The 23,885-nt window shown below is 56.1% G+C and carries 20 protein-coding genes; 4 read left to right on the forward strand and 16 right to left on the reverse strand.

Annotated features, from left to right (window positions below; all coding sequences use genetic code 11):
• The first annotated feature begins 3 nt into the window (after nt 1-3).
• Complete coding sequence (locus HV681_RS03000) at nt 4-534, forward strand: hypothetical protein (RefSeq protein WP_175121639.1); 531 nt, start codon at nt 4-6, stop codon at nt 532-534.
• A gap of 320 nt (nt 535-854) precedes the next feature.
• Here HV681_RS03000 and HV681_RS03005 read toward each other — a convergent pair whose 3' ends face one another.
• From HV681_RS03005 to HV681_RS03075, 15 genes are all read right to left on the reverse strand, one after another.
• Nucleotides 855-3,446, reverse strand: coding sequence for a YqiA/YcfP family alpha/beta fold hydrolase (locus HV681_RS03005; RefSeq protein WP_175121640.1), 2,592 nt, complete (start codon nt 3,444-3,446; stop codon nt 855-857).
• Nucleotides 3,447-3,467: 21 nt separating this feature from the next.
• Entirely contained in the window at nt 3,468-5,606 is a 2,139-nt protein-coding gene (locus HV681_RS03010) for a glycosyltransferase (RefSeq protein WP_175121641.1), read from the reverse strand.
• A 73-nt stretch (nt 5,607-5,679) separates the two neighbouring features.
• Nucleotides 5,680-6,957 carry a UDP-N-acetyl-D-mannosamine dehydrogenase gene (wecC, locus tag HV681_RS03015; RefSeq protein ID WP_175121642.1) on the reverse strand — a complete coding sequence of 426 codons (1,278 nt, stop codon included), beginning with the start codon at nt 6,955-6,957 and terminating at the stop codon, nt 5,680-5,682.
• Between the two features lie 7 nt (nt 6,958-6,964).
• Nucleotides 6,965-8,089 (reverse strand): non-hydrolyzing UDP-N-acetylglucosamine 2-epimerase, encoded by a 1,125-nt coding sequence (gene wecB / locus HV681_RS03020; RefSeq protein ID WP_217467819.1) that lies wholly within the window; start codon nt 8,087-8,089, stop codon nt 6,965-6,967.
• A gap of 27 nt (nt 8,090-8,116) precedes the next feature.
• Nucleotides 8,117-8,773: an ABC transporter ATP-binding protein gene (locus HV681_RS03025; RefSeq protein ID WP_175121644.1), complete on the reverse strand. Its 657-nt coding sequence runs from the start codon at nt 8,771-8,773 to the stop codon at nt 8,117-8,119.
• A gap of 14 nt (nt 8,774-8,787) precedes the next feature.
• Entirely contained in the window at nt 8,788-9,600 is an 813-nt protein-coding gene (locus tag HV681_RS03030; protein WP_254594873.1) for an ABC transporter permease, read from the reverse strand.
• Nucleotides 9,575-10,678: a polysaccharide biosynthesis/export family protein gene (locus tag HV681_RS03035; protein WP_175121645.1), complete on the reverse strand. Its 1,104-nt coding sequence runs from the start codon at nt 10,676-10,678 to the stop codon at nt 9,575-9,577. The genes HV681_RS03030 and HV681_RS03035 overlap by 26 nt, the downstream gene beginning before the upstream one ends.
• Nucleotides 10,679-10,695: 17 nt before the next feature.
• Complete coding sequence (locus HV681_RS03040; protein WP_175121646.1) at nt 10,696-11,802, reverse strand: KpsE/RkpR family capsule polysaccharide export protein; 1,107 nt, start codon at nt 11,800-11,802, stop codon at nt 10,696-10,698.
• Nucleotides 11,803-12,024: 222 nt separating this feature from the next.
• The gene (locus HV681_RS03045) at nt 12,025-13,611 is read right to left on the reverse strand and encodes an LTA synthase family protein (protein WP_217467820.1); all 1,587 of its coding nucleotides are present in this window, start codon (nt 13,609-13,611) and stop codon (nt 12,025-12,027) included.
• On the reverse strand, nt 13,604-14,398 hold the full coding sequence (locus HV681_RS03050) for an SDR family NAD(P)-dependent oxidoreductase (RefSeq protein WP_175122004.1): 795 nt from the start codon (nt 14,396-14,398) through the stop codon (nt 13,604-13,606). The genes HV681_RS03045 and HV681_RS03050 overlap by 8 nt, the downstream gene beginning before the upstream one ends.
• A gap of 252 nt (nt 14,399-14,650) precedes the next feature.
• A complete protein-coding gene (locus HV681_RS03055; RefSeq protein ID WP_175121647.1) occupies nt 14,651-15,151 on the reverse strand; it encodes a Dps family protein in 501 nt (166 codons plus the stop codon).
• Between the two features lie 177 nt (nt 15,152-15,328).
• Nucleotides 15,329-16,279 carry a LysR substrate-binding domain-containing protein gene (locus HV681_RS03060; RefSeq protein ID WP_175121648.1) on the reverse strand — a complete coding sequence of 317 codons (951 nt, stop codon included), beginning with the start codon at nt 16,277-16,279 and terminating at the stop codon, nt 15,329-15,331.
• Nucleotides 16,280-16,357: 78 nt separating this feature from the next.
• The gene (recG, locus tag HV681_RS03065; protein ID WP_175121649.1) at nt 16,358-18,448 is read right to left on the reverse strand and encodes an ATP-dependent DNA helicase RecG; all 2,091 of its coding nucleotides are present in this window, start codon (nt 18,446-18,448) and stop codon (nt 16,358-16,360) included.
• A gap of 39 nt (nt 18,449-18,487) precedes the next feature.
• On the reverse strand, nt 18,488-18,874 hold the full coding sequence (locus HV681_RS03070; RefSeq protein ID WP_056561027.1) for a Rid family detoxifying hydrolase: 387 nt from the start codon (nt 18,872-18,874) through the stop codon (nt 18,488-18,490).
• A gap of 96 nt (nt 18,875-18,970) precedes the next feature.
• Nucleotides 18,971-19,897 (reverse strand): LysR family transcriptional regulator, encoded by a 927-nt coding sequence (locus tag HV681_RS03075; protein WP_175121650.1) that lies wholly within the window; start codon nt 19,895-19,897, stop codon nt 18,971-18,973.
• A gap of 96 nt (nt 19,898-19,993) precedes the next feature.
• Here HV681_RS03075 and HV681_RS03080 point away from each other — a divergent pair, with 96 nt between their 5' ends.
• The 3 genes from HV681_RS03080 to HV681_RS03090 are packed head-to-tail and all read left to right on the forward strand — an operon-like array spanning nt 19,994 to nt 22,733.
• Nucleotides 19,994-21,352: an acyclic terpene utilization AtuA family protein gene (locus HV681_RS03080; protein ID WP_175121651.1), complete on the forward strand. Its 1,359-nt coding sequence runs from the start codon at nt 19,994-19,996 to the stop codon at nt 21,350-21,352.
• The gene (locus HV681_RS03085; protein ID WP_175121652.1) at nt 21,349-21,732 is read left to right on the forward strand and encodes an AtuA-related protein; all 384 of its coding nucleotides are present in this window, start codon (nt 21,349-21,351) and stop codon (nt 21,730-21,732) included. Before HV681_RS03080 ends, HV681_RS03085 begins: the two co-directional genes overlap by 4 nt.
• 38 nt (nt 21,733-21,770) lie before the next feature.
• Nucleotides 21,771-22,733 carry a Bug family tripartite tricarboxylate transporter substrate binding protein gene (locus tag HV681_RS03090; RefSeq protein WP_175121653.1) on the forward strand — a complete coding sequence of 321 codons (963 nt, stop codon included), beginning with the start codon at nt 21,771-21,773 and terminating at the stop codon, nt 22,731-22,733.
• Nucleotides 22,734-22,816: 83 nt separating this feature from the next.
• Here the strand turns inward: HV681_RS03090 and HV681_RS03095 are convergent, their stop codons facing one another.
• Nucleotides 22,817-23,593, reverse strand: a complete 777-nt coding sequence (locus HV681_RS03095) for a ferredoxin--NADP reductase (RefSeq protein WP_175121654.1) — start codon at nt 23,591-23,593, stop codon at nt 22,817-22,819.
• Nucleotides 23,594-23,885: the final 292 nt, after the last annotated feature.

Below are 23,885 nucleotides of genomic sequence, written 5' to 3' on the forward strand. Positions count from 1 at the left end.
AAATTGCCATTCAACATCAATAATTTGTTTTTGGCCAATCAAGAGGAATGCGACTTCAACCTTGGATATTACTTTGAGAATTCAAAATATGTACAAGATCTCGTGACTGAAGTGGAGTCCGCCTTTGGCGAAGCCATTGCGCAGACCCCGCCCCAAGTGGACAAGTTCGCACATAAAAACCACACTTGCGCCATCATAGAACTTGCCAGTCAGATCGATCCAACTTATGCAAGGCAAAAGCTATGGCATAAGAGATATCGCAATTCCTTCCTCAATCTCGTGCGTATCATTGAGCCATTTCGCTACTACGACTACCCGGATCACTCAAAATTCTGGCTGCGCGCATTTGAGGAGGACCAATACTCTTCCGGAATCACCATCGAGGAACAGCAGCGAGAAAAACTCATTCTCCTCGATCGTTGCGCGCAGGCCAATGTCGAAGTTAGTTACGCATATGAATTTACTGGAGTCAATACCGGGAGGGTTGTTTCGTATAGGTACGGTGATGCGGGTAAACAAATGGAATGCCTTTAAAGACATCCCTGGAATACGGTTTAACACCGCGTGAAAGCCGACCTGAGGACGCTGCTAACGGCCAGGATCGTTTTAAACAAACGATTTACCTTGTAGGCAGCACACAATTTTTAATAATTGATTCATCCGCACTCTTACAAAGTGGTGACAACCTAGAGCGAACCCCGCTTAGCATGCACACTACCTAAGCCACTTGAGCATCAGCATACGAAGTAAAAGAAGCTCGCCGGTATTCTGAGTGGTGAAGCTTAACCGCCCACTTGCGACACGGCGAGCCCGCTGATCATAAACCAATTCCCCGCAAAACCACGATGCGCAAATCAAAGGCTATCAATAATAGCTAGGTACCGGAGGGTTGTTTCCTTATTGGGAGGGGAGTGTCCCAACACATGATCCTCATACAGCAGTACATTAAGAGATTTCACCTCGCTCCGTTTCGCACTCTCTATATCAACCACATAATAGTCATTTTTATTGAGCTGCTTCAGAAACAACTTTAGATGAAGCTCGTAGTGTCGTTCATCCATAGTATTCTGAATTATGAAAATCCGACCGCTTCGATGCGCCGAGGGCACCTCAACCACAATCCGATCTCGATAGCGTGTCGCGCTTTCGGCCAGCGAGTGGCTCGGATAACACGCAAGCATCATGCGCTCATAATGGCTTTGCACATAATTAAACAAGAAGATTTGGGGATTTATAGCGACGAACCGCGCATCCGGAAATCTGCTCGCCAGCTTGAGCGCGACAAATCCTCCAGCTGAAGAGCCTAGGACAGTCATCCGTGAGGGGTCAAATCTGTTCTCTTTGAGCAACGAATCTATCAGTTCAGCAAGCAGATCTATCGCAAAGGCATTTTCATTTCCCTGAAACCAACCAATAGAAATATCATTCTCGTACAAAATTGTGGGGTCAGAAAATGAAATGACATTAGTGCCAAGCTCCTTCGCCCAACTATGGCGCTGAAAATCAACTAGGCCCTTTTCACGATTTATCGCCCCCGGTAGCAGCACGGTAAGATCATGCGCTCGTGAGATATTGGCGTAAAAGTGAAACTTCAGCCCATTTCTTTCAATGGTGTAAGTTGCCGGCCCTACTTTTAGCTCGAATGAATCCTCATCAAGTGTGAAATGTGGGACCCCCTTGAGCATCCTCGATGCAGCTTTCTTATCGTCCGGTATTGAGCGATCATCAACGCCTCGAGAGACGAAAGTTTCCAAGTCATTTGTGCCGGCGTCCAAGCCCTCTGAACATACATCGGCAGAAAACGAAAAACCATTGGATACAAAATCTTGGACCTCAATGTGCTCCTTTTCGCCCAGTGCCAGTGTCGTAACGATCGAACGTTGTTTATCAACTGCGGAAAATCCGATTGCCCACGCGGAATCAAACTTATAATCTTTCTCCGACACAAAGCCGTTGATTCCGACGTCGTCACCGTGATACCCACTCACCTCTAAATCGTTGTCTAGGCATTGAATTATCACAGATCGATTTTTATCGGCCGCGACAACTTTATTTCCCGAGATCGACCTTACGTCAAAGCCCGCCGCTAGATGGAACCACTGCGTAAATTTTCTGGCGCGTTGAAATGCGAGATCGTCGTAAACAGCAACCCACCGCCCGGGACAAAAGTAGACCTGCCGACGATGCTTGATTGCCGGGTACTCGAGGGATGCAGAAAGACAATACACATTTTTGGCCACTTTCTTGATATCCCGTACTGCCGATCCATACGGTTTTATCTTGATTATGTCAAAGTTTTCTATTTCAACAGAATTATGCGCTCTAGCGCTCAAGAAGTAATTTCTGTACTTGTCGCTCTTATATCCATATTTCCCACCGTCACAAACTATACGATCGCCGCGATCGAACCAGTCGAACGACATGCAGTCACGATGCTTATGCGACTTCGAGTGATAGGCCGCCGTCAAAAACAACATGGATGCGACGTCGGACTTTTCCTTCCATGGGGAACGAACGACCGCGTAGCCACTGTCATGGAAATCGCTGATCACGACCTCGTCATTGTGGCTATCGTGCGGCTCCAATAAGAACGTTGCCGTTTGCTGGGGGGTGAGGATTGAGTCACCAACACAAATCGGTCGCGTAAGCGGGTCTACTAGCCAGCGTTTCCGTTCCAACGCCTTCGAAATCCGAGCTGAAATAATTTCGCTATCTTTATACCAACCTGCCTGGATAACCGCTTCAAAAGTCGAGCAAACATAAAAATGGTAATGGGGAGAATGCTCCAAATGGATTCCATTTTCGCCGAACTGACTTCGGACCAATTCCTCCATTTTTCGAATGCCATAAGACAAGATCTCGTCTTTTCTGTCGACCTTGTCAAGCAGTTGAACCAACGCGACCAATCCCTGAACCTGAAAAATCCCATGGTTGTTAAGACTAAAGATTTTTTCCTGACTCAGGTGGCGAAGGTGCTTTTGACCAACTATTTGAAGAAAATCTAGATCCGCTTCGGGCAAGGATATCTTGTAAAACGAAATCCTATCAATAAAAAAAGCAATAACGAGAGCCCGAAATCCGACGGACATGTCATACCACGCATAACTGTCTGGCATTCTGCTTGTCTTTATATCCTCGGGATCCTCCCCATATACAGAATACCAATCACGCGAGAGCTCAAAAAAAACTCGAACCAACTCTTCTTTATCGCCAAATTGATCGAACATATTCATCACGGCGTGAAAGTAGGTCCAGCCCTGAAGTTGCATCCTCCAGTTTCTATCCTCTAAACGATCCGACGCTTCCCAATCAACGGGGCAATTCAAGAAGAAAGGGTCGCAATCGTTCCGCGGCTTGAAAAGTTTTCGTCTTACTATAAGCTCGGCATTATCATCGTAAGTGCCATAGGGAAAAATTCTGTGCAAGAACGAGGCGAGCGGTATCATGCGTTATTAACCCCTGTGACATTATTTATTGCAAAGCGCATTATATATTGAATTTACGATACGAGCAGAATTACTCCAATCCCTGTGCTTTATAACCCAGGCACGGCCGGCGTCTCCAAGGCTGGATCTCAACGTTTGATCATTTATCAAAAGCTTCAGTTTATCTGCAAGATCTTCGTAACTGCCCTTTTGAAAAACCAACCCGTTTGAGCCGTGTTCAATAATTTCGGTCAATGCTGCGCAACTCGAAACCAGCACTGCCTTACCGCAAGCCAGCGCTTCAAATGGTTTAAGTGGCGAGACGATCTCGCACACTTGAAACGGTTCTCGGGGAAAAGGAGTTATATCAACGAGTGAATAATATCTATTTACCAGGGCATGCGGCACGCGCCCCGTAAATATGACGTTTCGCGTTATGCCGAGTGAACCCGCCAAGTCTTTCAAGCCTTGTAACACGGCACCGTCGCCTACGATCAGAATTTTGAAATGGTCCATTCCGTCGTCTAATAGCTTTCTGCCAGCGCGCAGAAGGTCATACAACCCTTCGTAATTCACGACGGAACCTATGTATCCGATCACGACTTCCGCGGGAGCGATATTGAGCTGTGCGACAAGTTCTTCGTCCCTTTTACTCGAAGGAGTGAATAGCTCCACATGCACGCAATTTGGGACCACAGAGATCTTTTCACGGTCGACGCCTCGCTCGACCATTACATCTTTTAGAGCTTCAGTAATCGTTATGACATGATCGGCCTGACGGCACGCCTCAGCCTCCATTTTTGCCATGAAGTTGCAGTAATCGGAGTGCTCCCAGTTACGTTGGCGCGACATTCGCGTAACTTCCCAAAGCCCACGAACTTCATAAACAGACGGTACACCCAATCGACGAGCGGCAACGCTGGCCGCGAGCCCATTTGGATAGTTCGACGCCGCGTGAATAAGGCGAACCCGCTGCTCACGGCCGCGCTGTTCCAGTTCTTTGGCGAATACTTCGACATATTCCTCCAGAGTCAAGCTGCTCTTTCGAATCGACTGATCCGCGCGATAATATTCCACGCCATCCACAGAATCGATCCGAGGAATAACCGAAGGAAGTGACTGGCTTATATACTTTTTGTGATCGGAGGGGTAACCAGGCCGAGAGAACCCCGCTGGATCAAACTCACCTAAATTCCTTATGCCGGTCAATAAACCATGCGTGCGGGTCGCATAGCCCCCGGAGTTGTATGGCAAGGAGTTATGTAGAAGATAAAAAACCCGAGAACCGGGTTTGTAGTCGCAGTTCTCCCCAACGACCGGCATCTCGAAGCCATGTTCAAAATTGCGAATGTCTGCGACAACTCTCCGGGATGTATGCTTCCATCCAAAAGGTGGATCTTCGCTCACCTCGTCAATAAAATCTCGAAGCAGGTATAGACATCCTTGCTCCACCAGCATCGCACGCACTTTGTTCGCCAGCTCGAAGTCGGGCATCAATCGATAAGAACACCAACCAATCATGGGTGCGATGGGCGCGTTGATTTCCGCGTAGTGCCCGAATGCCGTGCACAAAAGTAAATATTGTTGAATTGGAGAGCACTTGCCATACTCCTCGCTAAGGAGATTTTGCACCTCGTGCAAAGAAAAGTCGCCCGCCGTGCGATTGGGGCTACGCGCAACCAAGACGTCGATTCTTTCGACGAGATTTGCAGCTTCGGCTATCGAAATGTCCGAGACACGTTCGATCGTTGCGCCTGCAAGCAGAATAGCATTCGCGCCGCCTTTCGCATGAATCTCTAGCTTTAATGCCCGAGTCTCAGACGGGACCGGAAGGAAAAAATGAAATCGCTGACCGAGTGCAGTGCCAGGAAGATACTTGTACTTTCCGTATTTAGCCGAATTGGAAAACCCTGTAAGAGTTTCCCCCGATACAATCTTCTTCCTATTGCTATCGAACATATTGACTGCAAGAATCGCGGCTCTTGCGACGTCATTTTCCTGCGTTAAGATCCTACCGGAAATTATAAAGCCTTCGTTTGGATCGGTTCGCTCCATATTGAAGACAATTTTTCTGTTGTTCAAGATGCGATCGGCTGCGTTTAACCGCACAATCGATATGCGCCTGCGTCTCGATAGCAAAAAAGCGCGAATGGTTTTTTTTAATTTTTTGATCAAGAACACGACGAACTCCTGCATCCTTCAAAATTAAAATAGGGGGTTACCCCCCTATTTCGGCTCTTTGTAATCAGCTAACTTAGCTTAGCCAAATACCCTTGGTATCGACGAGAATTTGGTCATCTCTAAAGTCGGGCTTAAACTCCAAGAATTCGGAGTGGTCGACCAGCATCACAAGAACATCACACTCTTCGCATGCCGTACGAACGTCATGCAGTTTCACTCCCAAATCCTTCAACCGACTTGGAAGTTCGGTGATATTTGGCTCGACCGCTGTAACTTGTCCACGGTATTCTTTGGCGAGCGTAATAACGATATCCAGCGACGGACTCTCCCTCAAGTCGTCAATATTGGGCTTGAACGCTAAGCCAAAGAACCCGATCTTAACTGCGGTTTGTTCAATACTGTGTCGGGAGGCGAAGCCTCGCACTGCCTCAACAACTTTGTTTTCCACCCAGCGCGGCTTGGCATTATTGGTCTCTCGAGCTTGTCGAATCAATTTTGCCGCTTCAGGCGCACTATGTACGATGAACCAGGGATCGACGGCAATACAATGTCCGCCCACCCCAGGGCCAGGCTGCAAAATGTTAACGCGAGGGTGATGATTTGCGAGCCTGATCAATTCCCAAACGTTAATATCGAGACGATCACAAATGAACGACAATTCATTTGCAAATGCAATGTTCGCATCGCGGAAAGCGTTTTCAGTGAGCTTGCTCATCTCAGCTGTTCTCGCGTCGGTAACCAACAATTCGCCAGCCACGAAAACCCGATATACTTCAACTGCCCGTTGACTGCAGGCCGCGGTCATCCCACCAATAATGCGATCATTTTGCACGAGCTCTCGTACCACATGTCCGGGCAAAACACGTTCAGGGCAGTAAGCAACATTCACATCAGGATTGGCGACGCTGGAAGTCGGGAACCGAAGATCAGGGCGCGCTTCAGCCAGCCATCCGATCATTTGCTCAGTGGTTCCGACCGGAGACGTTGACTCTAGAATTATGACGTCACCTTTCTTGAGAACCGGTGCAATCGACATAGTCGCGGCCCTGATGTAGCTCAGGTCCGGCTCATAATCTTTTTTGAATGGAGTCGGCACCGCGATCACGAACGCGTCCGCGGGCTCCGGGATGGTGGTCGCTCGAAGGTATCCCTCCGTGACCGCAGCATGGACAAGAAGGTCAAGCTCCGGCTCGACGATGTGAATCTTCCCGCTGTTGATCGTGTCAATCGCGTCTTGGTTCACATCGATGCCGACAACCTTCACCTTGCGTGAAGCAAACATTGCGGCGGCGGGTAGACCAATATAGCCAAGGCCAACTACCGAAACAGATTTTACATTAGAAGATTGCATAAAACGCCTATTTCCAATTTTTCAAAACGCTAATTATTTTTTCGCAGGCGTTGCCGTCGCCGTAAGGATTATGAGCGTCGCTCATCAATGAATATTCCGTTTCGTCTTCTAGAAGCAGCTTCGCCTGTTTGACTATTTCTTCTCTCTCAGTTCCGACTAGACGGACTGTTCCGGCTTCAACCCCTTCAGGTCGCTCCGTGGTATTCCGCATTACGAGTACTGGCTTTCCAAGAGAAGGAGCTTCTTCCTGAATGCCACCGGAATCGGTCATAATCAGATAGGCCCGACTCATTAGATAGACAAAAGGTACATATTCAAGAGGTTCTATCAGGTGAACGTTCGACAACCCGCTAAGTAAGCGATTTACCGGCTCGCGAACGTTTGGGTTCATGTGCACAGGATAGACAAAATCGACGTTTGGATACTTAGCTGCCAACTCAGCAATTGCGCCGCATATGTCGTCAAATCCACGGCCAAAGTTTTCCCGTCGATGCCCAGTAATCAGCACTAACCGAGACTCGTCCCTGAGAAAGGAAAACTGCCTCCGGGTAAGTGCTTGTAAGGATGCATCGCTTTCGAGCTTGCGATTAACCCATAACAACGCGTCAATTACAGTATTCCCGGTGACGTGGATGGCGGATTGCGCGACTCCTTCTGAGAGCAGATTAGCTTTCGCACCCACGGTTGGGCAGAAATGTAGGCTCGCAAGCACGCCTGTCAGCTTCCTATTCGCCTCTTCTGGCCAAGGTGATTGCAGATCTCCGGTGCGCAGTCCCGCCTCCACGTGAGCCACGGGCACTTTGCTGTAGAACGCAGCCAGACTTGCACAAAGAGTTGTTGAAGTGTCCCCGTGGACCAGGATCAAATCAGGCTTGTACTCGTCCATCACTGGCGAAAGAGTCGTGAGGATATTTGCTGTTATGTCTGCCAAAGTCTGGCCGGGCTTCATGACATTTAAATCGAAGTCTGGCGCGATACCGAAAAGGCTGAGGACTTGATCAAGCATTTGACGATGCTGAGCAGTAACGCAGACCTTATTTTCAAAGCCCTTCTCTCGTTCAAGCAACTTGACCAGGGGAGCCATTTTTATGGCCTCGGGCCTAGTCCCAAATACAGTCAACAACTTCACCAAGAACCTCCCTCAGTATCTGCAAAAATGCTAGCCCGCTTCATATGCGGCAATTCCTTGTTCGACATCTTCAAATTGAAGAACGCGGCCGTCTTTTACCAACAAGATCAAATCGCACATTCTCCGGACCTGGCTCATTCCATGTGTGACTAGGATTATGTTTGCCCTGCCTGTTCGCTCGCGAAACGCTTGAACAGCTTTTTCTCGAAAATGAGCATCTCCAACCGACATCGCTTCATCGACGAGGTAGTAATCAAAGTCGATTGCAAGGCTGAGCCCGAACGCGACGCGCGCCCGCATACCCGATGAATAGGTTTTTACTGGTTGATCAAAGTAGCTACCTATTTCGGCGAATTCTTCTACGTAGCGCACAAGACGGGACATAGTTTCGCCTTCGGCTCCATGTACACGACACACGAATTTCACATTTTGGCGTCCGGTCATCGACCCTTGGAAACCGCCCGATAGCCCGACCGGCCATGAGATGCTTTTCTCTGTTTCCACCCTACCGCTATCAGGCATATCGAGACCGCCCAACAATCGCATTAATGTGGATTTTCCGGCCCCATTCTTTCCGATCAGCGCGATGTTCTTGTCCGAGGGGATCACCAAATTCAGATCCCTAAACACGTAACGCCTGCCCGCATTAGTCCGATACGACTTCGTTAGGTTTTTCAACTCAATCATGTTGTTATAGGCTTTCACATTGCAACGAGTTGCAATCGACGCGCCCGATATGAAACCATTCCGACAAAAAGAGTGATCAAAGATATTTTTGCTGCATACGTGAGGTCTATGCCTACCACGTCTGGATAATGCTCGAACGTACCCACTCGAAGTTCATCAATGATGTGCAAAAAAGGATTCCATGTCATCCAATCTAGAATTTGTCTTGGCAATAGCCACAAGGGAATAATCACCCCAGACAAAAAATAGAGCGGTAAAAACATAATTCGAAGGAAGGTTTTCAGTTCTGGAAATGCGTCGGCCACCACACACAGAACTAGCGCCAGTCCAAACGACAAGACGCAACCGACTCCCAGCACCAAAATCCAGTGCAAAGGGCTGTGAATCGCCACGTCTAGTCCTCCCCAAAATCCAAGTCCAAAATTTAATGCAAAATAGACGCATGCCATCAATGAAAACTCAACGATGGCGCGGGCAACTATAGCGTCGAAGGGTTTTATTTGTTTGTAAGAAAATAACGCACGGTTGGCACTAACCGCTTCCATGCCCTTCAAGGCAATATTTTTAAAAAGAATATATGGAACGATGCCTGTCACGAGAAACACGGCATAGTCAAAACCCGGTAGCGTTTTGCCGCGAATGACAATGAAGACAGTCATAAGCACGAGAACATGAGCGATTGGCTCGAAAACAAACCAAAAAGCACCAAGTCGGTTAGCCCCAAACCTTCCTCGCATCTCTCTTAATATCAGAGCGAAAATAACAGTACGCGAGATCTTTCCCGGCGATCGCACTAACATGTCAAAGCCCGTTAATAGTGCGGCCAAGCACTAGAACTTGGACAATAGGAGAAATGATTTTTTGCCATTCGTACACAGCCGCGTTCGTGACATAGATGGCGTCTTCAGGCTGAACCAAGAATTGGCGCGCGATGAACATTGCAGCGGGCGTCTTCAAGTTCAACCTGAACACTTGCGCTTTGCTCACAACTTCCCCAGTGGTAACGTCTTTCTCATCGTTCAACCGAAACACGAACACCCCTGCTGCATCCGCTTTGGCCTCGTTTAATCCTTTTACCGTTCCGAGCACTTCAAGCAAACTGGGATTGTTGGACGGCAGATCGTGCAGACCTGGATCACCTACAGCCCCCATTGCAACAAAACGTTTTCGCGCACGCTCAAGCACGATTTCCGCGCCAGGCGGAACTACCTGGTTTTTGCCGGCCAGCAGATCTTGGTAATTGAATTGATAGAATCTGTCCCCCGTGCGAACAACGACTTTAATAAGATGAGGTTCAAGAAGGGGTCCGCCGGCTTGGTTGATCGCGTCGAGAAGGGTCAGTGGGCCTTGCAAAGCTGAAAATCGACCGGGGGTCTTTACCGCGCCAGCGACCAACACTGATCCCGACAGGTCTCCCGTAAGCGCAACCTGCACTTGGGCATCGCTAGTGATACCTTTCAGCTTCTGACGCACAAGGTTCTCGACCTCCACCACGCTCATCCCCGCAATTTTCGCGCGGCCTACGTATGGGAGTGAGATGGTCCCCTTGCTGTCGAGGCGTACGTTCTCAAACACGGTGCCGCCAGAAGCCAGCGGTGCAAACACTGCACCCTCCCCGGCACTATCAGAAATCATTATTCGAAGGACGTCACCTGCCACCAAGCGCACATCCGGCACCGACGGCAAAGCTACCGCGGATTCAATCTCCGAGTCGGGCAGCCGCATATATGGAGCGATAGTTTGTGCACTAAGATCTACCAGCGAGTAATCTTGTGAGTCCTCATTGGTCATTACCGCGTGGCGTGAGGGCCCCGCAGCAGACAATAAACTTCCACACCCAGCAAGCAATAAGGGCAGGCAAAGTCCAGCTGCAACAGCAACAGTGCGAGACGAATAGGCTTTCATTTTTCAGTTGCGTGCGATTAGTCGCGATGGTCTTCGATTGTGGCGATTACGAACCTAGCGATACCAAACAGTAGTAGTAGTGCAATAAAAATGGTGACAAGGTTATAAGCGCGCTCTGGATATATCGCCCTGTCCGGTGCGTTAGGAGATACAACGGTAACGAGGCTACGCAATTTCTTGCTTGCTTCGATGCGTGCGGACTCGACCGAGCTCACAGCAAACTTGTACGCCTCTTCCGCGATTGCGGCATCAATCGTCAGGTTTCTATAGCGGGACGCAACTACATTAAGCTTATCTCCGCCCTTTTCCGACACCAATCGCTGAGTTTCTGCAGTTAGCTGTTGTTCAAGCGCCTGAATCCGGTTTCGTTGCTGGCGAACCTGGGGCGTGTTTGCGCTGAGTGTCGCAAGCAAGCCCTTTAAAGCGGTTCGCTCTTTCGTTAGATTGCTTTCAAGCTCCGCAATAATTTCAGCACGCGCCTTAGCCGTTGCCTCTGCATCCAGCAGGCTATTTGTGCTTTGAAAGGCCAGCATATCGTCTCGCCGGTTTTCGTAAGTGGCTCGTGCCTTAGCCAACTCATTTTGAGCGAACGCCATTTGTTCGCGCGCCATGCGGTGAGACAATTCATTAACGAAGCGCTCGCTCTCGCTTAACATGATTTGAAGGACTTTTTCTGCAAAGTCAGGCTCGAAGGCCTCGACACTCACATTTAGAAGGCCTGTCTGCTCGTCGAAGTGTGCGGTTACCAAACGACGATAGTATTTGAGTAGGTCTTCACGTTGCGCACCATTTGAAAGCCAATACATCGGATCACGCCAGCGATCTGAGTAATGTGCTGCCCAATCAGCTTTCTGTTGCAACACGTTAAGCATATCTTGCGAGGTCAGGAACTCGCGGAGATAAAGAGTCTCTTCTCGCGAAGTTGGATTTAGCCCGCTCAACATAACGGCCAAACCCGGGATCTGAGGTGCCTCGTTATTTCCCACCTGCCGGACGGCGACTTGAGCTGTACTTACATAGCGGTCCAAAGCGAAAAATGAGTAGTACAAGATCGCTAACAGCATTGGTACGCCTACCAGCCACACGACGAGGCGCCTTGATTTCAGTTTGTCAAAATATGTCATCTAAAGTTTTGCACCGCTGATCAACAACGCCTCATGAATAGTTGCATTTTTTAATTTTTAGCTTGGTTCTGCTTGCCGGCGCAGGCATTGTACCGGATTTGCCAGCATATCGTTACATTCACCACTTTTTCTCATGACAATTTGTCTCGCATGTCTTTTCGTTTACTCGCAATTCGCCGTGTCTCATCGTTATGTTTGATGACTTGGGTACACCCTGCTCGGTCAAATTGCCAAGGACATCAAGCACTCGGTCCCAAGCTTCTGCACTTCGGTTTGGACTTCGAGCGAAGGGCCACGCCTAGTCGAATTCCAGAGAAGATAATCGGTCCCTCCTTCCCAGTCGCCCAAGGTCGAGTAGACCGTCGGCATGATCGGCAGATGGTCTCCGTAAATACACAACGACGAAGGTCTGCTCCGACTAGTCAATTCCGCCTTGATTGTTGCAAACATGAAGTCCGCGCTCTTCAGGTGCCTGGCATAGGCCACGAGATCTTCACACCCTTGTGGCACCTGTCCATTCAGTACTTCCGCCACATCGAGCTTATCGACGCTTTCCAGATGCAAAGGGCCGTGATTTTCCATGGTGATGACATGGATATAGATCGGACCACCAGCGTGTCGTTGCAAAAGATCAACAACATATTTCGCTAGCGCCTGATCGCTCACATACGGACCGTATCGTTGCGCGTGCCGAAATTCCTCTATTCCGATAAATTCATCAAACCCTAAAGCGGGAAGCACCCTATCTCTTCCGTAAAACCCGCGATGAAAGGGATGTATACAGACCGTGCGGTAGCCGAGCTTTTGTAGGCAGGATGCGATAGTTGGAAACCCCTGCGCTGCCAGTTTGCGGTAGGGATTGAATTTGTGAATACCGAGGTCCTTTGCAGGCATCCCGCTCAGGAATGCAAATTCGGTACGAACAGTATTCGCGCCGCGCGCGGGCACTATCAGTTGTCCGTGTGCAACAGCCTCGGCCTTTAACTGGTCAAAATTTCCTAAAATGTCATTCCGTAGCACTTCCCGATACGCACGCCGAGCATCAAAGAACGATTCACTTTGGATAACTACGAGGTCGCAAAAAGCCTGTGATTCGGAAAGCAACGACGAGGCGGTGGCAAAAGGCGCGATGCGGCGCATGTCGGTGGGGGGTTTGTGTTCAGCGCAACCATAGGCCCACAGAGCGGCGGCTAAACCTATGCGGCGCAGATCATTAACGGCCTCGAAATGGACGGAATTGCGCGCACCCGCGATCACTATAAGAACGAACCCTGCGGCCGCCAGACCGAACGTATGCCCGAAAAACGGAACAACCGGCGCCGTGGCATCGAACATATGCTCCTGTGGCAACTCGGCAAACGACACCAGCCACATTCCAGCGCCCGCCGTAACCGAGTCTTCCAATGCCAGCCCAGCCCACAATGCCGCACCGTACCCTCCGCCCGCGGCCAGCGCACGTCCCACCCCGAAAAACGGCAGGTATAAGCGAGGATGCTTAATCGCATCTGAGAAATATTCAAAGTCCGGATAAACGAACGGCTCACGCAATGCGCGGTACTTGGCATTGCTGACCAGCACGATCAGCAGCTGGATCGCCAGCACGTTGGCCACGCCGAAGTACGGCCGCCGGAACAAGGCCAGTTCCAACGCAAAAGCCAACGTCCAGACCCCCACGTGCACGGCGTTGGCCGCAGCGGGCCGGCGCCAAGGGGCAACGGGGCGCGGCGTCAGCATGGCCTCAATCGCCCACGACAAAGCCAACCCAATCAAATACGGCGGCAGCAACGGTATCCAAAACGCCTCAATCACCGTAACCCACCCTCTTCAATATCCACCCGGACACGGCCGGGTGAATCACCGACAGCAGAAAGCACGACAAATTCAAAGGAAACGGAAAGCTGATACGAGCGCGATTGGCTTGCAGTCCACGGCGGATCACCCGGGCTGCCTTGTCCGCCTTCCACAAGAACGGTTTGGGGCCGGGCATGTCGAAGCACATCTGTGATTCGACGTAGCCGGGCATGATGACGTTAAAGCGGATACCTGCGTCCGCAAGCGCATCACGCATGGCTTCGCCATACACCTTGACGGCGGCCTTGCTTGCGCTATAGCTGGGGGTTTCGGGCAGGCCGCGCCAGGCGGCCAGCGAGCTGACAAGGGCGATCTGGCCGTAGCCTCGATTGCGCATGGCCGGCAGCACGCCGTGCACCGTGGCAAACACCGCCTTGACGTTGACATCGAGCAGCCGGTGCACATCCTGCCAATCCTCGCCTTGGCGCTTGGGTCCGGTGTTGATGTTGACGCCCGCATTGGCGATGACAAGTTCCGGCATCTCGGCCTCGGAGATGGCGGCCAGCCAGGACATCAAGGCGTCGTGATCGCGTACGTCGCATTCATGCGTGACGACTCGCGCGCCGTGCTGCTCGCAGGCTTGCCGCAGCTCGGCAAGGCGGGCACTGTTGCGCCCCTGCAGAATGACGGTCTTGGCGCCATACGCCGCATACTCCAGCGCCAGCGCGCCGCCAATGCCGCCGGTGGCTCCGGTGATCAGCACGCATCTTGGGGATCCGGGTTCGCGAACTACGGTACGACTCATGACCTGCCTGTCCAGACGGGTCCCGAGCGTAGGTTTTCGGATGCTCGCTGATAGCAAACCGGCGCGCGGAGCCGACGCGGCGTAACCGCGGCAAAAGCGAGGATGACAGAGGGTGGCGTCTGGGGCGTTATCTGTGGCACGTCGTATAGACATGGCCGCCTTGCGGCGGCCATTGTCGGTGTTCACAAAGATCCGGCCGTCCCCCCTTGCGGGTGAGACGGCCGGCCATTGTATGCGAAGTTAAGAAATTTATTACTGCAGCAGGCTGCGCAGCATCCACGCGTTCTTTTCATGCACGTCCAGACGTTGCGTCAGCAGGTCGGCCGTGGGCTGGTCGTTGGCGGCGTCGGCCTTTTCGAAGGCTGCGCGGGCGGTCTTGGCGACCGATTCGTTGCCGTCCACCAGCAGGCGCACCATTTCCAGCGCGTCCGGCACGGTTTCCGGTTCAGAGATCGACGACAGCTTGGCGTATTCGCGATACGTGCCCGGCGCGTAGTGGCCCAGCGCGCGGATACGCTCGGCGATGCTGTCCAGCGCGTTCCATTCTTCGGTGTACTGCGTCATGAACATCTGATGCAGCGTGTTGAACATGGGCCCCGTGACGTTCCAGTGGAAGTTGTGCGTCATCAGGTACAGCGTGTATGAATCGGCCAGCAACTTGGACAGTTCGCCGGTAACCGCGGCGCGGTCCTTGTCCGAAATACCGATGTTGATGCGCGGAACGCTCGAGGTCTTCTTGGTGGACTTGGCCATTGCTAGCTCCTATGGAAAAAGGCGGAAATAAGAATACCACTGCAAACACGACAGAACAGGCGTTGTGGAGGCGCCGTTCTCACGATGGGCTGCGACCAATTGACGCGGTGCAAGGGGCGCGTCTTACGCAAGGACGCCCACGCAAATCCGCGCCGGCCATTGGCCGTCGTTTAGCGTTCAATCTTGCACGGCCGCCGCTTCGCCGGCCAGCATCTTCACGCCCGGCAGCTCGCACTCATAGACTGCCTGCGCCAGCGCTTCGATTGCCGCCAGGCGCGGGAAGCTGCGCCGCCATGCAAGGACGACGCGGCGCTCGGGCACATGGCCTTCGAACGGCAGATAGCGCAACAGGCTGTTGGAGGGCGGGTTTTCGGGGACGGCGGTGACCGGAAGCACGGTGACGCCGATGCCGGCCGCAACCATGTGGCGGATGGTTTCGAGCGAGGAGCCTTCGAAAGTACGCTGGATGCCATCGCTGGCCGCCGAGAAGCGCGACAGTTCGGGACAGACTTCAAGCACCTGATCGCGGAAGCAATGGCCACTGCCCAGCAGCAGCATGGTCTGCTGTTTCAGGTCCTGGGCGTCGATGGACTTGCGCTGGGCCAGTTCATGGTCGTTGGGCACGGCCACCACGAAGGGTTCGTCGTAGAGCGGCTGCATGACCAGGCCGGCTTCGGGCAGCGGCAAGGCCATGATGGCGCAGTCGATCTCGCCCTGGCGCAGCAGCTCGACGAGACGGACGGTGAAGTTCTCCTGCAGCAGGAGCGGCATCTGCGGCGTGCGGCCGATCTGCACGGGCACCAGCTTGGGCAGCAGGTAGGGTCCGATGGTGTGGATCACGCCAACGCGTAGCGGGCCGGCCAGCGGATCGTGGCCCTGCCGGGCGATCTCCTTGATGCTGGCGCTTTCCTCGAGCACCTTCTGCGCCTGCGCGACGATGCGCTGGCCGATGGGCGTCACGCCGACTTCGGAGCCGCCGCGTTCGAACAGGGTCACGCCCAGTTCGTCCTCGAGTTTGCGGATGGCCACGGACAGCGTCGGCTGGCTGACGAAACAGGCCTCGGCCGCGCGGCCAAAGTGCCGCTCGCGGGCGACGGCGACGATGTACTTGAGTTCGGTGAGAGTCATGGTGGACTACGCCCCCGGGGTTACGCGCCGGCCCGATGGCCGGCGCTTGAGGATTCAAGAGAGTGGATGGGCCGCATGTCAGGTGCGCAGGAAGTCTTCGCGGCCACGCATCCAGCGGGCCAGATGGGCCTCGACGACGGAGGGATGTTCGGCGCGCAACCACACGGCAGCGTCGCGCGCGTCTTCGGCGATCGCGGCGTCGGTCTCCAGGTCGGCAAAGCGCAGGAGCGCCATGCCCGACTGACGTGTGCCCAGGAATTCACCGGGGCCGCGCTGTTCCAGGTCGCGCCGGGCGATCTCGAAGCCGTCGGACGTTTCGAACATGGCACGCAGCCGTTCGCGCGCAACCTGCGAAAGCGGCGTCTGGTAGAGCAGCACGCAAACGGACTCGGCCGTGCCCCGCCCCACGCGCCCGCGCAACTGGTGAAGCTGGGCGAGGCCGAAGCGCTCGGCGTGTTCAATCACCATCAGCGACGCGTTCGGCACGTCCACGCCGACTTCAATGACGGTCGTGGCGACGAGCAGGTCGATGTCGCCGTCGCGGAATGCCTGCATCACGGCGGCCTTCTCGGCCTGCGGCAGGCGGCCGTGCACCAGTCCGATCCGCAGGTCCGGCAGATCGGTCCGCATGCCTTCGTAGGTGTCGACGGCGGTTTGCAATTCGAGGGCTTCGCTTTCCTCGACCAGAGGACAGACCCAATAAGCCTGCTGGCCCCCGCGCGCGGCCTGCGCGATATGGGCGATAACCTCTTCGCGCCGCGCGTCCGAGACCAGCTTGGTCACGACGGGGCTGCGGCCGGGTGGCAACTCGTCGATCACGGACACGTCCAGATCGGCGAAAAAAGTCATGGCGAGCGTGCGCGGAATGGGCGTGGCGCTCATGTTGAGCTGATGCGGCACGATGCGGCCGCGCACGGTTTCGCCCTTGCGCGTCAGTGCAAGACGCTGGCCGACGCCAAAGCGATGCTGTTCGTCGACGATGGACAGGCCCAGCCGGTGGAACTCGACGTGATCCTGGATCAGCGCCTGCGTGCCGACCACAAGCTGCACGCTGCCGTCGGCAGCGGCGGCCGCGGCTTCGCGCCGGGCCTTCGCGGTCAGGCTGCCGCTCAACCACGCGACGTTCACGCCCAGCGGGGAAAGCCAGGACACCAGCTTGCGAAAGTGCTGCTCGGCCAGGATTTCCGTGGGCGCCATCAGCGCCACTTGCGCCCCGCCCGCAATGGCCTGCGCCGCCGCGATGGCCGCCACGACGGTCTTGCCGCTGCCCACGTCGCCCTGCAACAGCCGGTGCATGGGATACGGCTTGGCCAGATCCGCCGAGATTTCCTCCACGACGCGCTGCTGCGCGCCAGTCAGCTTGAACGGCAGCGTTTCATACAACCTTGCGACCAGCCCGCCTGCGCCGTTCTGCACCGGCAGCGATTCGGCTTCCTTGATGCGGCGTGCCGCACGCGCGGCGGCGAGCGAGAGCTGCTGCGCAAGCAGCTCGTCGAACTTGATGCGGCGCCATGCCGGGTGCACGCGATCCATCAAGGCCTGTTCGGATTCGCCCTGCGCGGGCGTGTGCAGCGCGCGGATGGCGGGCTCGAACGGCGGCAGGTCGTAGCGCGCGCGAGCCTCCTCGGGCAGCGTGTCGGATAGGTCAGCAGTGTTCAGCGCCTGTGCAATGGCGCGCCGCAAGGCCGGCTGAGGCAGCCCTTCGGTAGTGGGATAAACGGGGGTGAGAGCAGTCGGCAGCGGCGAATCCGCGTTGGTCAGCCGCGGATGCACCATCTCGCGGCCGAACAGCCCGCCACGCACTTCGCCGCGGGCGCGCAGGCGCTTGCCCACGGTCACTTGCTTCTGCTGGCTGGGGTAGAAGTTCAGCCAGCGCAATTGCAGTTCGCCGCTGTCGTCCGCCAACGTGGCGGTGAGCTGGCGGCGCGGCCGGTACAGGACTTCGGATTTGGTGATCTCGCCTTCGACCTGGCCGGCAAAGCCGGGGCGCAGCGAGCTGATCGGGATGACGCGTGTTTCGTCTTCGTAGCGCAGCGGCAGGTGCAGCACGAAGTCCTCGGGCAGCACCAAACCCAGGTTACGAAGCTTGCGCTCCGTATCTGTCATCGGTTTGCCGGCGCCGTTCTTGTCGGCGCCGGTACGCTTGGAGGCCACGGCTGCGGCCGGCATGTAGGAACGAACCCCTGAAATGAAACGTCCGGGCGCGCCTTACAGGACCATGATGGCTTCGACTTCGAACTGTGCGCCCTTGGGCAGGCTGGCCACGCCGATCGTGGAGCGCGCCGGGAACGGCTGGGGGATGATCTCGGCCATGATGGCGTTGGCCGCCGTGAACTTGCCCAGGTCGGTCAGGAACAGCGTGAGCTTGACCACGTTTTCCAGCGTGCCGCCTGCAGCCTTGATGACTTCCTGCATGTTGGCAAACGCCTGACGCACCTGCGCGTCGAAGTTTTCAGAGACCAGGTCGCCGGTGCCAGGCTCCAGGCCGATCTGGCCCGAGAGATAGACAGTCTTGGTGCCGCTGACGGCAACCGCTTGCGAGTAAGGGCCGACGGCGGCGGGCGCGGTGTCGGTATGAATGATTTGCTTGCTCATGGGCGGAATCCTTCTGGTGACGGATAGAAGCTACAACTATCGGAGTTTATCCAGCAATAGACTTTTGCGAAAGTAGCGGTTCGCCGTAAAGAGGGTTTAGGACTGATCCTGCGCGGCCGGCGGATGCCCTGCCCCGCCGATATCGCCACGATGCGCAATCAGCAGTTCGGCTAGCGCCTGCGCGGCCACTGACAGGCTGCGTCCTTTACGGCGCACCAGATACAGCGGCCGCGTCAAGGCGCGGCCCGCCAAAGGTACGACGCGCAGATCGGCGCTGCGGAAATGAAAAAGCGTCATCGCGGGTACGACCGACACACCCAGCCCCGCACGCACAAGACCCGTGACGGTCGCCAGATGCTCGACCTCGAAAACCGGCAGCGGCGCCTCGGCGCCCAGCGCTTCGTCCAGATGTTTGCGCACACTGCTGCCGCGCGCAAGCTGGATGATCGGATGCCGCAACACGTCGCGCAGCCGCACGCGAGACTGGTCCGCCAAAGGATGGTCCACGCGGCACACCAGAAAGTAGCGATCGGCATGCAGGAATTCGCTATCCAGATCGGTCATGTCAGGCCGCCTCGAGGCCACGGCAAAATCGGCCACCCCGCTCTGCACCATGTCCAGGCAAGGATCGAGCAAGGCGTCCCGCAGGTCCAGCACGATGCCAGGATGATCTTGCCGGAAGCGCGCCAGCAGATCCGGCAGCCAGCCCGCCGCAAGCGACGGCAGCGCGGCCAGCGTCACCCTGCCCCGCCGGCGGTCCGCCATATCCCGCAAATCGCCCATTGCAAGGTCCATGTCCGCCAGCAGGCGCCGCGCGGTCGCGTCCAGCACGCGGCCTTCGGCAGTCAGCTCGACGTGCCGCGTGCTGCGATCAAAGAGCCGGACCCCAGCACTGTCTTCCAGCGAACGGATCAACGCGCTGAAGGCCGGCTGCGTCAGGTGGCAGCGCTGCGCGGCACGCGTGAAGTGCCGTTCATCGGCAAGCGCCACGAAGGCACGCAATTGGCGGGACGATAGATTCATGGCTTTCTTGTATTAATCAATCCGATTTTTCTATTTTACGGATGATCGTGCCTTGCCTATAGTCGTCCCAACCCCTTGAACGCGCCTGGACTGCTCATGCCTCAATCTCCCTTGCTTATCGGCTGCGCCTCCGGATTTTCCGGCGATCGCACCGATGGCGCCGCGGCCGTGGTCCGCACCTTGGCCGCCCAAGGCGGCGGCACGCTGATCTTCGAGACGCTGGCTGAGCGGACGCTGGCGCTGGCGCAGCTTGCGCGCAACGACGATCCGAACCGCGGCTATGAACCCCTGCTGGACGAACTGGTGGGTCCGGTCCTGGGCGACTGCCTGCGCCACGGGATCAACATCGTCAGCAATTTCGGCGCGGCCAATCCGCCCGCCGCCGCACGCCGTATTGCTGAACTGGCGCGTGAACAAGGCTTGCCGGTTCCGCGCATCGCTGTCGTGTATGGCGACGCACTGAACGGCGCCGAGCATCGCGACCTGCTGGCGCATCGACTGGGCGCCGCACTGGACGGCCTGGACATCGTGAGCGCCACTGCCTATCTGGGCGCCACCGAAATCGCCGAGGCGCTGGCCGCCGGCGCGCAGATCGTCGTGGCCGGCCGCGTGGCCGACCCGTCGCTGACGCTGGGGCCGGCGCTGGCGCACTTCGGCTGGGATCCCGCCGACTGGCCGCGGCTGGGACGTGCCACCATGGCCGGCCACATGCTCGAATGCGGGCTGCAGGTGACCGGCGGCTATTTCTGCGTGCCGGGGCTGAAAGAAGTGCCGGACGTCCATGCGGCCGGTTTCCCCATCGCCGAGATCCAGTCCGACGGCGAATTCGTGATCGGCAAAGCAGACGGCACCGGCGGCGCCGTAGATGCGCGCACCGTGAAAGAACAATTGCTGTACGAAGTCCACGATCCGGCGCGGTATCTGACTCCCGACGTGGTGGCGGACCTAAGCCAGGCGCGTGTCGTCGAACTGGGCGGCAACCGGGTTGCGGTCCATGGCATTACGGGTCACACCCGGCCCGACGAACTGAAGGTGAACGTCTGCTATCGCGGCGGCTGGCTGGCTGAAGCGGAGATTTCGTATGCGGGCGTGCAGGCCGAAGCCCGAGCACGGCTCGCGGCAGATATCGTCCAGAAGCGCCTGGGCTCCGACTACAAGCTGCGCGCGGACCTGATCGGCGCGATCAGCATCCTGGGCGACGACGCGGGCGAGATGCGCCGCGCGCTGCCCGACAGGCACGCCCGCGACGTGCGGCTGCGTCTGGCCACCGAAAACGCCGATCGCGCACAGGCCGAACGCGTGTTGCGCGAAGTGACCGCGCTCTATACCTGCGGCCCGGCCGGCGGCGGCGGCGTGCGCACTGCACTGCGCCCGCGCTTGAACATGATGTCCTGCACCATTCCCCGCGAAGCCGTAAAGAGCGGCTGGAACTTCCTGGAGGAGATCGCGCCATGAACCAGACTTTGCTCGCCGTGCCGCTGTACCGCCTGGCCCACAGCCGATCCGGGGACAAGGGAGATATCTCCAACCTGAGCCTCATCGCCTGGGATCCCGAATGCTATGACGTGCTGGCCGCGCAAGTGACCGAAGCGCGCGTCGCACAGTGGTTCGCGTACCGCCATCCGAAGCGTGTGACACGCTATGCGCTGCCGATGCTCAACGCAATGAATTTCGTGCTGGAGGGCGTGCTGGACGGCGGCGTCAATGACGCGCTGAACCTCGACACGCACGGCAAGAGCCTGTCTTTCAGATTGCTGGACATGACGGTGGAGGTCGGCGCAGCGCTGGCGAGCCGTCTGCCAGACATACCCGGCGACCGTCCCGCGGCCGCCTGATTTGCAGTTCCGATAAAAAAACACCACAGGAGACACACATGCGCATCGCTACCAAGGGCCGGCTGGCCCTGCTGTTGGCCGCCGCCCTGCCCCTTTCGGCCATGGCGCAATTCCCGACCAAGCCCATCACCTTCATCGTCCCGTTCGCTGCCGGCAGCGCCACCGATCAGATCGGCCGCGCCATCGGCCAGGGCGTCACCGAACAAACGGGCCAAGCCGTCGTCATCGAGAACAAGCCCGGCGCCAGCGCAATGATCGGCGCGGCAGCCGGCGCGCGCGCAACGCCCGACGGCTACACGGTCCTGATCACCACCAACACCACACATGCAGCCAACGAGCACCTGTACAAGTCGTTGACCTACGATCCCGTCAAGGATTTCGCGCCCCTCACGCTGCTGGGCAAGGGCGGACAGATCATGGTCGTCAATCCCAGTTCGCCCGCCAAGACGGTGGGCGACTTCCTGGCTCAGGCCAAGCAGTCGCCGGGCAAGCTGAGCTTTGGCAGCGGCAGCTCCAGCAGCCGCATCGCTGGTGAACTGCTGCAGCAGATGGCCAATGTGCAACTGCTGCACGTGCCCTACAAAAGCAATCCGCTCGCCGTCACCGACCTGCTGGGCGGCCAGATCGACATGATGATCACCGACACCGCCACGGGCTTGCCGCAGGTCAAGTCCGGCAAGCTGCGCGCACTGGGCGTCACGGGCCAGGCGCGCTCGCCGCTGGCGCCCGACGTGCCGACCATTTCGGAGGCTGGCGTGCCCGGCTACGAGATGGGCTACTGGTTTGCCGCCTATGCGCCGGCCGGCACACCGCCCGACGTGGTCAATCGCCTGAACGAATTGCTGGTCAACGCCACCAAGGCCAAGCCCGCTCAGCAGTTCTACGCGCAGACCGGCACGGACGCGGCGTCGTCGACACCCGACGAGCTGGCAAAGTTCCAGCAAGCGGAATCGAAGAAGTGGGGCGACATCATCAAGAAGGCGGGCATTCAGCCGGAGTGATTCACACCAGGCGTGCCAAAGCAAAAAACCCATCGCGCTTGCGATGGGTTTTTTTTAGAACCTGAAGGCCGGAACCGCTTGGCTTATTTGTCCACGAAGGCGCGCTCGACGACGTAGTCGCCCGGCTGGCCCACGCCCGGCGACACGGCGAAGCCACGGCTATCCAGCATGGCGCTGATGTCAGCCAGCATGTGCGGGCTGCCGCAGATCATGGCGCGGTCGGTTTCGGGGTTGATTTGCGGAATGCCGATGTCGGCGCACAGCTTGCCGTTTTCGAGCAGTTCGGTGATGCGGCCTTGATTGCGGAAAGGCTCGCGCGTCACGGTGGGGTAATACACCAGCTTGTCGCGCACGATGTCGCCGAAGAATTCGTTGTTCGGCAGTTCGTTTTCGATGTAGTTGGCGTAAGCCAGTTCGCTGACCCACCGCACGCCGTGCACCAGGATGACCTTGTCGAAGCGTTCGTAGACGTCCGGGTCCTTGATGATGCTCATGAAGGGCGCGAGGCCGGTGCCGGTGCCGAACAGGAACAGATGCTTGCCGGGCTTGAGGTCGTCGACGACCAGGGTGCCGACCGGCTTGCGGCTGACGAGGATGGTGTCGCCTTCTTTCAAGTGCTGCAGGCGCGACGTGAGCGGGCCGTTCTGCACCTTGATGCTGAGGAATTCGAGGTTTTCTTCGTAGTTGGCGCTGGCGATGCTGTAGGCCCGCAGCAGCGGCTTGCCTTCAACTTCGAGGCCGATCATCACGAAGTGGCCGTTGTGGAACCGCAAGGCCGAATCACGCGTCGTGGTGAAGGAAAACAGGGTGTCGTTCCAGTGGTGCACGCTAAGTACGCGCTCAGTGTTGAAAGCAGCCATGTCGTATTCAGTAAGGGCGGAACGTGGCCGGGCGAAGCCCGGCTGAGCCGCGAGGTCATTCCGAACCGCAAAAAAAAGGCCGCGGTCGGCATTAGGGTTGTCCCTATTCTACAGGGTCTTGATGATAACTGCTCTCATTATTCCGTAATACCCTTATTCCAGTTTGACGGGGATCAACGTCTTGAACCCAACGCTTACTGCTAGTTGAACGGCGCAATGCTTCCTGTTATTGTCGCGTTCTCACTTGATAATCATTTTCGTTAGCAGACCGCTTTTCGCATTGGCGCGCCTC

This window comes from Achromobacter animicus (assembly GCF_902859585.1).
In the GTDB taxonomy this organism is placed as follows: Bacteria; Pseudomonadota; Gammaproteobacteria; order Burkholderiales; family Burkholderiaceae_B; genus Achromobacter; species Achromobacter animicus.